This window comes from Aeromonas veronii, from assembly GCA_041319085.1.
In the GTDB taxonomy this organism is placed as follows: domain Bacteria; phylum Pseudomonadota; class Gammaproteobacteria; order Enterobacterales; family Aeromonadaceae; genus Aeromonas; species Aeromonas veronii_F.
In genome coordinates this window covers 1,146,004-1,158,201 of sequence record CP101033.1, presented here as the reverse complement: position 1 = coordinate 1,158,201, position 12,198 = coordinate 1,146,004, and the positions used below count along the sequence as shown (strand labels likewise).

At 61.2% G+C, this 12,198-nt stretch carries 12 protein-coding genes; 10 read left to right on the top strand and 2 right to left on the bottom strand.

What is annotated here, in order from left to right:
- The first annotated feature begins 117 nt into the window (after window positions 1-117).
- On the top strand, window positions 118-1,029 hold the full coding sequence (locus NMD14_05660; protein ID XEI33903.1) for a LysR family transcriptional regulator: 912 nt from the start codon (window positions 118-120) through the stop codon (window positions 1,027-1,029).
- A 358-nt stretch (window positions 1,030-1,387) separates the two neighbouring features.
- On the opposite strand, the gene NMD14_05655 is transcribed toward NMD14_05660, so the two are convergent.
- Window positions 1,388-2,029 carry a class I SAM-dependent methyltransferase gene (locus tag NMD14_05655; GenBank protein ID XEI33902.1) on the bottom strand — a complete coding sequence of 214 codons (642 nt, stop codon included), beginning with the start codon at window positions 2,027-2,029 and terminating at the stop codon, window positions 1,388-1,390.
- A 144-nt stretch (window positions 2,030-2,173) separates the two neighbouring features.
- On the opposite strand from NMD14_05655, the gene NMD14_05650 reads away from it, so the two are divergent.
- The 7 genes from NMD14_05650 (at window position 2,174) to NMD14_05620 (ending at window position 8,770) form a co-directional block, all read left to right on the top strand.
- Window positions 2,174-2,833, top strand: a complete 660-nt coding sequence (locus tag NMD14_05650; protein ID XEI33901.1) for a thermostable hemolysin — start codon at window positions 2,174-2,176, stop codon at window positions 2,831-2,833.
- Complete coding sequence (locus NMD14_05645) at window positions 2,830-4,326, top strand: AMP-dependent synthetase/ligase (protein ID XEI33900.1); 1,497 nt, start codon at window positions 2,830-2,832, stop codon at window positions 4,324-4,326. Before NMD14_05650 ends, NMD14_05645 begins: the two co-directional genes overlap by 4 nt.
- On the top strand, window positions 4,323-4,976 hold the full coding sequence (locus NMD14_05640) for an iron-containing redox enzyme family protein (GenBank protein XEI33899.1): 654 nt from the start codon (window positions 4,323-4,325) through the stop codon (window positions 4,974-4,976). The genes NMD14_05645 and NMD14_05640 overlap by 4 nt, the downstream gene beginning before the upstream one ends.
- A 42-nt stretch (window positions 4,977-5,018) precedes the next feature.
- Window positions 5,019-5,888, top strand: coding sequence for an SDR family oxidoreductase (locus NMD14_05635; protein ID XEI33898.1), 870 nt, complete (start codon window positions 5,019-5,021; stop codon window positions 5,886-5,888).
- A 67-nt stretch (window positions 5,889-5,955) separates the two neighbouring features.
- Window positions 5,956-6,522: a tetratricopeptide repeat protein gene (locus NMD14_05630; GenBank protein XEI34716.1), complete on the top strand. Its 567-nt coding sequence runs from the start codon at window positions 5,956-5,958 to the stop codon at window positions 6,520-6,522.
- 131 nt (window positions 6,523-6,653) lie between these two features.
- On the top strand, window positions 6,654-7,337 hold the full coding sequence (locus tag NMD14_05625; protein ID XEI33897.1) for a response regulator: 684 nt from the start codon (window positions 6,654-6,656) through the stop codon (window positions 7,335-7,337).
- A complete protein-coding gene (locus tag NMD14_05620) occupies window positions 7,334-8,770 on the top strand; it encodes an ATP-binding protein (GenBank protein ID XEI33896.1) in 1,437 nt (478 codons plus the stop codon). Before NMD14_05625 ends, NMD14_05620 begins: the two co-directional genes overlap by 4 nt.
- A 55-nt stretch (window positions 8,771-8,825) precedes the next feature.
- Here the strand turns inward: NMD14_05620 and NMD14_05615 are convergent, their stop codons facing one another.
- Window positions 8,826-9,320, bottom strand: a complete 495-nt coding sequence (locus NMD14_05615; GenBank protein XEI33895.1) for a RimK/LysX family protein — start codon at window positions 9,318-9,320, stop codon at window positions 8,826-8,828.
- A gap of 381 nt (window positions 9,321-9,701) precedes the next feature.
- On the opposite strand from NMD14_05615, the gene NMD14_05610 reads away from it, so the two are divergent.
- On the top strand, window positions 9,702-10,745 hold the full coding sequence (locus NMD14_05610; GenBank protein ID XEI33894.1) for a GMP reductase: 1,044 nt from the start codon (window positions 9,702-9,704) through the stop codon (window positions 10,743-10,745).
- A 200-nt stretch (window positions 10,746-10,945) separates the two neighbouring features.
- Entirely contained in the window at window positions 10,946-12,154 is a 1,209-nt protein-coding gene (gene earP / locus NMD14_05605) for an elongation factor P maturation arginine rhamnosyltransferase EarP (protein ID XEI33893.1), read from the top strand.
- Window positions 12,155-12,198 lie beyond the last annotated feature (44 nt).

Below are 12,198 nucleotides of genomic sequence, written 5' to 3'. Positions count from 1 at the left end.
TGCACATTCTGGAAAAGCTTAGATATAAGATCCAATCCTATATTATTATGTCTAATATCTTGATTGGTGATATCAGAAGCTTCTTGCGGCGACACTGCGGGAAGCGCAGGAGCCTGCATGCCGGACCGACAACTCGATCTCAACCTACTGAAAGCGCTGGATGCGCTGCTTGATGAATGCAACGTCACGCGCGCCGCAGAGCGCTTGGGTGTCACCCAGCCTGCCATGAGCGGCATGCTGCAGAGGCTGCGCGACAACCTTGATGATCCACTGTTCGTGCGTACCCAGCGCGGCATTGTGCCCACACCGCGCGCGCAGGAAATGGCTGCGCCGCTCAAACAGATCCTGAGCGGCGTGGGCGCCCTGCTGCAGCCGGCAGTGTTTGATCCGGCAACGGCCCGCTTTACCCTGACGATCGCCGCCACAGATTACGCGCAAAGTGCGATTGCCGTGCCTTTTCTCGCCGCGCTGCGCCGACAGGCACCCAATATCCGCGTCACCCTGCTGCCGATCCAGGATCTTCAGATCCAGACAGCACTGGAACGGGGGTCGGTCGATCTGGCGCTGCTCACCCCGGAAACGACACCGCCCGATCTGCACGTACGTAACCTGTTCGATGAGCATTACGTGTGCGTGATGCGCGCAGATCACCCCGCCGCGGCCAGGCCGCTGGATCTCGACACCTTCTGCCGCCTTGATCACGCCCTGGTCTCTTACAGCGGCGGTTCATTCTCGGGGATCACCGACGAGGCGCTGGCGCGCCTGGGGCGCCAGCGCCGGGTCAGCCTGTCGGTGAAGAATTTTCTCGTACTGCCGGAGATCATCCGCACCAGCAATCTGGTCGCGGTAGTGCCCTCGCGCCTTGTGCTGGGTCTGCCCGGCCTGACCAGCCTCACTCCCCCCGTGGAAGTGCCGGGCTTTACCAAGGTGCTGGCCTGGCATGCGCGTTCGCATCGGGATGCCGGACATCGCTGGTTACGCGAGCTGTTAGTTGAGCGCTGTGCCGCAGCGGCAGGCGACGTGAGCTGATTAACTTGCCCCGGGATTTGTTAGGCGCTGTCCCAATGGTTGATTCAACTCCGAAGTGCAATGTCAGCTTAAAAATCAGGCTGTTTTCAGTGGCTCATCAAAACGACCTGAGACTGTCTAAATTCAAGACACTTTCGAGGCCTGAAATTTATCCACCTCTCCAATCACTACCTTTGGGAACAGATTACCGCAGCGGACCATTGCGTTCTCGTTCTGTCCGCCCCCCCCCACTCCCATCCGGTAGGGTCGATTAGCGCAGCGTAATCGTCCGTTTACTGCGAATAACCGGATGGCAAGAGACGCAGAAAGCCTTAGGCGCCAGCGCCCTCTCGGCGACCGCGCCAATAAAACACCCGGCTCAGGGTTTGCTGAATACCGCCACATCGGCATGAGGCAACCCAAGCTCAGCCTGCCAGCTGGCGGCCAACACCCGAAACGATGCCTCGGCAAAGAAGACGATGTGGGTCGGGTCGTGGCGATAGCGCCAGCTTTTAAACCGCTCGTCACTGAGCACCCGCTGGGTCTGCAGCACCAGCAGGCCGCCGGGCTTGAGACAGGCCCACAAACGATCAAGCACGGCACGCGGCTCGGCAATGTGTTCGATCACCTCGGTACTGGTGATGAAGTCGTACTGGCGCGCCAATAATTCGGGAAAATCGGCGTAGAACTTGTCATACCCCGCCATCTGGTAACCCGCCTCGCGTCCCATCGCCACCAGCGCCGGGCCCGGGCCACAGCCAAAATCGAGGCCGCTGGCAGGTAGCGGCACCCGCGCCAACACCTCGCCAAAGGCCCGCATCAAAAAAGTGCGATAACGGGGGTCATCCACCCGGTTGTCGTGACCGTCATAGACCGCCTTTTCGGCCACCGCATCCAGATGATCCGCCTCGTCCAGCCAGACCAGCTCGCACGCGAGGCAACGATGGTAGCGCTTGCCTGCCACCGGCAGGGGATAACTGCGATGGCTGGTACACAGGGGGCAGCAGACGGTGGATGACATGGCGGTTCCTCTTGGGTGCTTCCTGTTGGATAACAGCGGCGCAGATTGCCTGCCCGTCGCATCGCTGACAACTTTTTTTGCTGCTTAAGGGTTTCTTAAGTTTGGGCTTTTACTCTCAAACCATCGCAAGAGAAGGAGTCACCCATGACCATCGAGATCCAGGCACCCTACCGATTGCTGCTAGCCGAGTCCCCGCAGCAGGTCATGGCGCTGCAAACCTATATCCAGGCCGCCTACACCCTCGAGTTCAACGCCCGCATCCCCCATTTCCTCCCCTGCCTGCTGGGGCTCTATCGGGCAGACGGGACGCTGGTCGGTGCCTGTGGTCTCAATCATGCCAGTGAGGGTCCTCTCTATCTGGAACAGTATCTGGAGCAACCCATCGAGGCCGCCATCAACACCCGCCTCGGGGTCTATCCGGCACGCAACCGCATTATCGAGGTGGGCAATCTGGCCTGCAGCGAACCGGGCAATGCCCGCCTGATGTTCGCAGCCCTGTGTCGCCTGCTGTGTGAAAACGCCCTCGACTACGTGGTCTTTACCGGCACCGCCCGGCTTCGCAACAGCTTTGCCCGTCTGCAACTCAATCCGGTGGAGCTGGCCCCCGCACAGGCCCATCAGGTGGGTGCCGACGCCGATGCCTGGGGTGAGTACTACCGCTGCCAACCCAAGGTGATGGTGGGTGATATCAGTCAGGGGCGCGAGGTGCTGGCCCAGAGCAGCCTGCTGCTCAATCTGCTGGCCCCCATGCCAGTGCTTTTTTCCGATGCAACCCTGACCTGTGAGAAAAGGTGCGCCCAATGAGCCTGTTCGACGCCATCGCCAAACATGCCCACGAGGATCCGCAATCCCCTGCGCTGCTGAGCAGCCAGCAGTGCCTCGATTACCAGACCCTGTGGCAACAGATCCAGCGTCTAGCCAACCAGCTGCAACAGCTCAACATCAGCCGTCTGGCGCTGCAACTGGATAACGGCCTGCCCTGGGCGCTGCTGGATCTCGCCTGCACCCGCGCCGGTATCGTGGTCATTCCGGTGCCCCACTTCTTCAGTCAGGCCCAGCAGGCCTGGTTGCTGGAGAGCAGCGGCGCCGATGCGCTGGTGGGCCCATATCATCAGGGGTGGCATGCCGCCGAGCCGCTCTCGCTGATCACCGGCGAGCTGCCATTGTGGCGCCATACCCCGGCCAATCGACCGGCACTGCCCAAGGGCACCGCCAAGATCACCTACACCTCCGGCACCACGGGCCAGCCCAAGGGCGTCTGCCTGTCACTGACCCAGATGATGGCGGTGAGCCATGCGTTGGCCGAGCGGGTCGCGCCAGCCAAGGTGGAAAAACACCTGACCCTGCTGCCGCTGGCCACCCTGCTTGAGAACATCACCGGCCTCTATGTGCCGCTGCTGACCGGTGCTTGCAGCCGCATTCCGTCCCTCGGGGAGCTCGGTTTCACCGGATCCAGTTCGCTCAATCCAGCCATGCTGGGGGAGGCCCTGCTGCGCTGGCCGACCCACAGTCTAGTGCTGGTCCCCGAACTGCTGCGCCTGCTGCTGGCGCTCTGCACCAGCACCCCGATGCTGGCCCCACAGCTCAAGAGCCTGCGCTTTATTGCCGTCGGTGGCGGCAAGGTGGCCCCCGACCTGATCAAACACGCCCGTCAGCTCGGCCTGCCGGTGTATGAGGGATATGGCCTCTCGGAGTGCGGCTCCGTAGTCGCCCTCAACAACCTGGATGCCGACAAGCCCGGCAGCGTCGGCCGCCCCCTGCCCCACTGTCAGGTCACCATTGCCAGCGATGGCGAAATTATGGTGAGCGGCAGCGCCATGCTGGGGTATCTCGGCAGCAACGAACCGACTCCCGAGCAGATTACCGCTGGCGAACCTTCTGCCATGCAGATCGCCACTGGCGATCTCGGTCATCTGGATGATGAGGGCTACCTCCATATCACCGGGCGCAAGAAGAATGTCCAGATCACCGCCTTTGGCCGCAACTTCTCGCCAGAGTGGGTGGAAGCCGAGGCCCAACTCTGCCCCGCCATCGCCCGCATCGTGGTCTTTGGCGACGGTCAGCCCGCCAACGTGGCGCTGATCCAGCCCCTGCCGGGGAAAGAGGCGGATCTGCCACGCCAGATCGCCGGTCTGAACCAGCGGCTGCCCGATTATGCCCGGCTGCACCACTGGTTGCCGGTCGCGCTGGATCAACATCCCGGGCTGCTGACCGCCAACGGACGGCCCCGTCGCAACGAGATTTACCAACACTTTTCCCAGCAAATTAGCCAATGCCTTACCGGAGAATCGTCATGAGCTTCTATCAGACTCTGCAACAAGCCACTGCCGAGGAGCGTGAGCATCTGTTCAACGCCCCCATTATCGAAGCCTGCCGCCGTGGCGACATCAGCCGTGACACCTATCTCGCCTTTCTGGCGCAGGCTTACTACCACGTGCGCCACACAGTTCCGCTCTTGATGGCGACCGGCGGCAAGCTGGGTCAGGAGTACGAGTGGGTGCGCGGCGCCCTTGCCGAGTACATCGACGAGGAGTATGGCCATCAGGAGTGGATCCTCAACGACATCCGCGCCTGTGGTGGCGATGCCGAGGCGGTACGCCACGGCCAGCCGGGGCTGCCCATCGAGCTGATGGTGGCCTTCCTCTACGACCAGATCCAGCGTGGCAACCCCATGGGCTTCTTCGGCATGGTGCAGGTACTGGAAGGCACCAGCGTGGCCATCGCGCTGACCGTCGCCGACCAGCTGAAAAAGGGTCTCGGCCTGCCACCGCAAGCGATGAGCTACCTGAGCTCCCACGGCACCCTGGATCAGGAGCACCTCAAGTTCTTTGAATCCCTGATGGATCGGGTCGAGAGTCAGGCGGATCAGGCGGCCATCATCCACGGGGCCAAGGTGGTCTACCGCCTCTATGGCGAGATGCTCTACAACCTCACCGCCACACCGTAAGTCGGCAGCGGATCAGCAGACAGCAAAAAGGGAACCCATACCATGAACCTTGAAGGGAAACTCGTGCTGCTCACCGGCGCCAGCGGTGGCATAGGTGAAGAGCTGGCGCAGGAGCTGGCGGCCCAGGGGGCCCACCTGCTGCTGCACGGTCGCCGCGGTCCGGCGCTGGATCGGCTGTGCAAGTCACTGCCGCATCCCGAGCGCCATCAGGTGGTACTCGCCGACCTCGGCTCTGCGCAGGAGCGGGCCAAGCTGTTGCAACACCCGGCGCTGGAGAACGGGCTCGACATCCTGATCAACAACGCCGGCTGCAACCAGTTTGCCTGGTTGGAAGATCAGAGCTTCGAACAGGTGGAGCGCCAGCTGCTGCTCAATATCGAGGCACCGATCCAGCTCACCCGGGTGCTGCTGCCCAGATTGCGCAAGCCGGGGATCATCATGAACATGGGTTCGAGCCTGGGCAGCATCGGCTACCCCGGTTACAGCGTCTACTGCGCCAGCAAATTTGCCATGCGCGGCTTTAGCGAAGCGCTGGGACGGGAGCTGGAGGGCAGCGGCATCAAGGTGCTGCACTTTGCCCCCCGCGCCACCCGTACCAAGCTCAATTCCGAGGCCGCCTACGAGATGAATGCAGCACTCGGCACCCAGACCGACAGCCCGCAGGAAGTCGCCGAAGAGGCTGTCATCGCCCTGTGCAACGAGACCCGCCGCAGCTGGCTCGGCTGGCCGGAAAAACTGTTCGTGCGGCTCAATGCCCTGCTGCCGGGCATTGTCGACAAGGCGCTGGCCAGACAGCTGCCGATCATCAAACGTTATGCCCGTCATCTTCAGCCAAGGACGACTGATGCCAACGCCAACAGTGCGCCACAACCAGACTTGTCCCGCCCGATCCCGACCAAGAAGGAGCATTAATATGAACGTTGTCCGTCAATCAGTGACCTCTTGTGCCATCGCCATCCTGCTGGGATCCACCTCGGTCATGGCCGCGGATGATGCCCTCGCGCCCATCCAGCAACAGTGGGCCGTCTGCCAGTATCAACAAACCGGCAAGGCGAAAGAGGGCTGCCTAGAAACCCTGAGCACCCAGGCCGAAGCGGCCAGCGCCAAGGAGCCTTTTCGCGCCGATCTGCTGATCTGGTCTGCCATCGTCAAGAGCACCTGGGCGGGGGCCAAAGGGGGGCTGGGGGCACTGGGTCTGGTGAAAGAGGCCAAGGCCAAGCTGGAGCTGGCGCTCAAGCAGGATCCCAAGGCGCTTGACGGCTCTGCCTACACCAGTCTGGGCTCGCTCTACTATCAGGTGCCCGGCTGGCCGGTCGGCTTTGGCGATGACGAGAAGGCGGAGCAACTGCTCAAGCAGGCGCTGGCCATCAATCCGGATGGCATCGACCCCAACTTCTTCTATGGCGACTTCCTGCTGGATCAGGGTCGCAAGGCCGAGGCCAAAACCTACCTCGACAAGGCACTGGCCGCCCCGGCCCGCCCGGGCCGCGAAGTGGCCGATGAAGGGCGCAGAATGGAGATCCGCGAAAAACTAGCCAAGCTATAAATCCCTGATGGATCAAAGATCTATTTAAACTCTGCCCACCAGCTTGCATACTGGTGGGCAGCGTTGTTTATGCCACGGTCAACCTTGGCGATTGAAGCACATCGCGACACCCAACAAACAGGGAGAAAAGAATGCGGATCCTGCTGGTAGAAGATGATGTGATGCTGGGGGATGGTATGCAGGATGCACTGCGCCATAGTGGCTACACGGTGGACTGGCTGCAACAGGGGTTGCCCGCCCTGACGGCCCTCAAGAGCGACGAGTTCGCCGCCCTGATCCTCGATCTCAACCTGCCCGACATCGATGGCCTCAGCCTGCTGCGCAAGTTGCGCCGGGAGGGCCACCAGTTGCCGGTGCTGATCCTCACCGCCCGCGATGCGCTGGACGATCGGGTGGTCGGCCTCGACGCCGGCTCTGACGACTACATGGTCAAACCCTTCGCCCTGCAGGAGCTCAACGCCCGCCTGCGCGCCCTGGTTCGCCGCAGCAAGGGGCAAGCTCAGGCAGCGCTGGAGTATGGCGATATCCTCATCTATCCCGAATCCCAGCAGGTCACCTATCAGGGGAAGCGGTCAGCTCACCCCCATGAATACAAACTGCTACAGGAGCTGATCAGCCAGAGCGGTCGGGTATTGAGCCGCGATCAGCTGCAACAGAGCCTCTACGGCTGGGACGAGGGGGCCGAGAGCAACGCTGTAGAGGTGCATATCCACCATCTGCGCAAGAAGTTCTACAGCGACCTCATCCGCAATATTCGCGGGGTCGGCTACATCATTCCCCAGCTCGAACAGCCTGGCCGGACACCTGCACAATGAGACGTCCCCGCTCTATTCGCCGCTTTCTGCTCACCGGCATCCTGACGCTGGTGAGCCTGAGTCTCACCATCAGCGCCTTTATCGGCTACATGGAGGCGAGTCACGAGATGGAGGAGCTGTTTGATGCCCGCCTCGCCCAGTCGGCCCGCATCACCAACCAGCTGCTGGCCCGCTACATGGCCCAGCAGGGGCAGTTGCCCGCCAACGGCACCGTCTATCAGGAGTGGGAGGCACAAAACCCGAATGAATGGCAAAAAGATCCCAGCCTCAACCTGACTGGCGAGGATCGGGAGATCACCCCCTATGGCCACGAGTTCGAGCGCAATCTCTACTTCCAGTTGCTCGATGAAAAGGGCGGCCTGCTGTTGCGTGCACCCAGCGCCCCGGCTCAACCACTGGTCGAACTCGCCCGCGGTTTCAGCACAGTGAAAAAGGATCACCATCAGTGGCGCACCTTCACCCTCTACAACGAGGATGGCCGCACCTGGCTGGTCGTCGCGGAGCGGGACGACGAACGCAGCGAGCTGGCCAGCAAGATGGCCACCCTTACCATGCTGCCGCTGATCATCACCCTGCCGTTCCTGCTGGCTCTGCTCTGGTGGCTCATCACCCGCGGGCTGGCCCCCCTGCGCCAGCTGGCCCAGGCCATCAGCGAACGCCACCCCGCCAACCTGAGCCCGCTCAGCCTCAAGGTCAGCGCGCAGGAACTGACCCCGCTCACTAACGAGATCAACCGGCTGATGCAGGCGCTGGCGGAGACCATCGAGCGGGAGAAACAGTTCACCAACGAGGCGGCCCACGAGCTGCGCACCCCGCTGGCGGTGCTGCGCATTCACAGTGAAAATGCCCTTGCAGCCGATGATGACGCCAGCCGCCAACAGTCCCTGCACAAGATGCTGCAGGCGCTCGACCGCAGCGATCGGCTGATCCGCCAACTACTGACCCAGGCCCGTATCGACAACCAGCAGGGGCTGGTATTAACCGAACTGGAGGTGGGTCACCTGCTGCAAGGCACTCTCGCGACGCTTGCTCCCATCGCCCTCAAGAAGGATCAGCAGCTGTCGCTGGAGTGTGAATTGCCGCAGTGGGTGATGGGTCAGACCACCCTGCTCGACCTGCTGTTCAGCAACCTGATCGACAATGCGCTGCGCTACACCCAGCCGGAGGGCGAGATCAGGGTGCGCGTACAACGGGAGGGCAACCGGGTGAGGGTGGATGTGAGCGACAACGGTCCCGGCATTCCCGCCAGTGCCTTGCCCCGGCTGTATGAACGCTTCTTTCGGGTCAACCCCCAGCAGGGGGATGGCGTGGGTCTCGGCATGGCTATCGTCTCGCGCATTGCCCAGTTGCACGGCGCCGATCTCAATGTTCACAACCGGCCGGAAGGGGGGCTGGAGGTAAGTGTGTTACTCCCGCTGCCGCCGGCAAGATAAGCGATAAGCAAACAGCCCGCGATGCGGGCTGTTTGCTTTCAATGATGCTTTTTTTTCACTGACAATGTGGCTGCACGGTAAAGGTTCGACTGGAGTCCACCGGGCCCAGCTCAGCCAGCAGACGGCGGCCCAGCAGTACCGGATAGATCATCTTGCTGCGATCCCGCAGGGTGAACCACTCCTCATACACCTTGTCCCCCAGACAGATGGACATTGTCACCGTTGGCCGCTGATCCATACCGCCTGCCCCGCTCACCGTCACGCTGCGCTCGACCCGCCGCTCGAACTGCTGCCTGACCAGTTTGCCGCTGTCGGCATCGGTCACCACCAGCATAAAGCGCACCCAGGGGTTACCATCCCGTTTGAATAGGGTGATGGCGCGGGCATCGAGGGAAGAGGTGAGCGCACCGGTGTCGAGTTTCATCTTCACCGCCACGCCGGTGGGCAAAATAAGTCCCTTCTCGATCCAGCCATAGCTGGTCGGGGTCGCTGCCAGCACACTGCCACACAGTGCCAGCATCAGGGTCATCCCCAGTATCATCTTGCCCATTTTACGGTCCTGCCTTGTCAATCCTGCGCCCAGATCTACCACAGTCCCATTGTGGGTCAATCCGATTTATTTCAGTGAGTTGGATAATGCCGATCGGGTCAGAAGAGAGACGACAAGGGGTGGCCGAACGGCGGCCCAAGCGGGCGGGAATATCGAAGGAGAGCAAGGCACCGGACGGTGCTGGATGAAACTGGTGGTTAACCTCAGATTGTGACGCCAAAGGCTACCACAAGGATTTACAAATTATCAGTCTTGTTCTGAAGGGATTTTTGCCTACACTGTTGTAAACCGGAGGCCTTGAAAACCTGCGGTTTTTTTGCGCCTGCCGAAAATTTGCCACTGCAAAAGTGACGTTCAACAAGGCTCAATAAGGAATTTGTAATGCGTATCGAAGAAGACTTGAAGCTCGGTTTCAAGGATGTCCTGTTCCGCCCCAAGCGCTCTACACTCAAGAGCCGTTCCCAAGTCAGCCTGACCCGTCAGTTCACTTTCAAGCACACCCAGACCCAATGGCAAGGCGTCCCCGTTATCGCCGCCAACATGGATACCGTCGGCAGCTTCGCCATGGCCAGAACCTTGGCTGGCTTCGAGATGATGACTGCAGTCCACAAGCACTACAGCCTTGAGCAGTGGCAAACCTTCGTCAACGAAACCGATCCGGCGCTGCTGGGCCATGTGATGGTATCGACCGGCACCTCGCCCGATGACTTCGCCAAGACCCGCCAGATCCTCGCCATGTCAGAGGCACTGCGCTTCATCTGTGTCGACGTGGCCAACGGCTACTCCGAACACTTCGTCGAGTTCGTGCGCAAAATTCGTGACGCCTGCCCCAACCACGTCATTCTGGCGGGCAACGTAGTGACCGGCGAGATGGTGGAAGAGCTGATCCTCTCCGGCGCCGACATCGTCAAGGTCGGCATCGGCCCGGGCTCGGTCTGCACCACTCGCGTCAAGACCGGTGTGGGCTACCCGCAACTCTCCGCCATCATCGAGTGTGCCGATGCGGCCCACGGCCTCGGCGGCCAGATCGTCGGTGACGGCGGTTGCACCTGCCCGGGCGACGTTGCCAAAGCGTTCGGCGGCGGCGCCGACTTCGTGATGCTGGGCGGCATGCTGGCAGCTCACGAGGAGTGCGGTGGCGAAATCGTTGATGTGAACGGCGAGCCCTTCATGAAGTTCTACGGCATGAGCTCTTCCAGCGCCATGGACAAGCACGCCGGTGGCGTTGCCGAGTATCGCGCTTCCGAAGGCAAGATGGTGCTGCTGCCCTATCGCGGCCCGGTCGAGAACGCGGTGCGCGACATTCTGGGCGGCGTGCGCTCCACCTGTACCTACGTCGGTGCCAGCCAGCTGAAAGAGCTGACCAAGCGCACTACCTTTATTCGGGTGCGTGAGCAGGAGAACAACGTCTATGGCAAGGAGTAAAACTGGTTTATCTGCTTTGCCGCCAGCTTAAAGAGCTGAACAAAGCACACACCACCTTTATCCGGGTGCGTGAGCAGGAGCACAACGTCTACGGCAAGGAGTAACCTGTCGCAGACCGTTGTCACGCGCTGACGGTTAGAAGCCAATCCACCGGTGTGCTACCCTGCGCACCGGTTTTTTTGCATCTGGAACCCCGAGCCATGACCAGCCCCCTGCCCCCGTTTGACTGGGATATTTTCTGTTGCGTCGTCGACAACTTCGGTGACATCGGCGTCACCTGGCGACTCGCCCGCCAGCTAAAACGGGAGGGGAATATTGCGGCACATGGCAATAAGGCTCAGGTGCGGCTCTGGGTGGATGATCTGGCCAGTTTTGCCCGCATCTGTCCGGGACTGGATCCGGCGCAAGATGGCCAGTGGGTCGAGGGCATCTATATCCAACACTGGCATGAAACCCTGCCCGCCGATGCCACACCGGCCACCGTGGTGATCGAGGCCTTTGCCTGCGAGCTGCCCGCCCCCTTCATTGCACGAATGGCCGAGCGGATGGCGAGCCAACCCAAGCCATCCTGCTGGATCAATCTGGAATACCTCTCGGCGGAGAGCTGGGTCGAGGATTGCCACGGCCTCGCCTCGCCCCAGCGAGTTGGCAACCAGAGCCTCAATAAATACTTCTTCTTCCCGGGCTTTACCGCTAAAACCGGCGGTCTCCTGTGCGAGCACGACCTCATCGCCGAACGGGAGCAGTGGCAGCAAGATGATGCGCGACTGGCAGCCTACTGGGCCAGCTTAGGTTTGCCACCCAAACAAGAGCACGAGCTGCGGGTCAGCCTCTTTACCTACGAAAGCGATGCGCTGGTAACTCTGGTCGAGAGCTGGTGCCAGAGCGCCACGCCCGTCACCCTGCTGCTGCCGCTGGGGCGCTCGCTGCAGGATGTGCTGCGCGGCGCAGGCCTTGAAGGGGCCATCACCACCGCCAAAGCGGGGGATCTGCTCCACTCGGGCAACCTCACCATCAAGCTGCTGCCGATGACCGATCAGGCCGGTTACGATCGGCTGCTGTGGAGCTGCGATCTCAATCTGGTACGCGGGGAGGACTCCTTCGTGCGGGCCCAGTGGGCAGCCCGTCCTTTCCTCTGGCACATCTACCAACAGGAGGATGAGGCTCATGTGGTTAAGCTGGAGCAGTTCCTCGACCACTATCTCGCTGATCTGCCCGCCGAATGTGCTCAATGGCTGCGCCGCTTTAATCTGGCCCTCAATCGTGGGGAAGATTGCCGCGCACTGTGGGCCCAATGGCCAATGCACACCACAAGCTGGCAGCAACATGGGCGAAGCTGGTCACAGAAGTTGCTCCGGGATGGGGATCTCGTCACACGGTTGGTGAAATTTTTAGAAAGCCGTATATAATCTGGCAGTTTTTATCCGTCCGTTTCACGAACAGGAATTTTTTA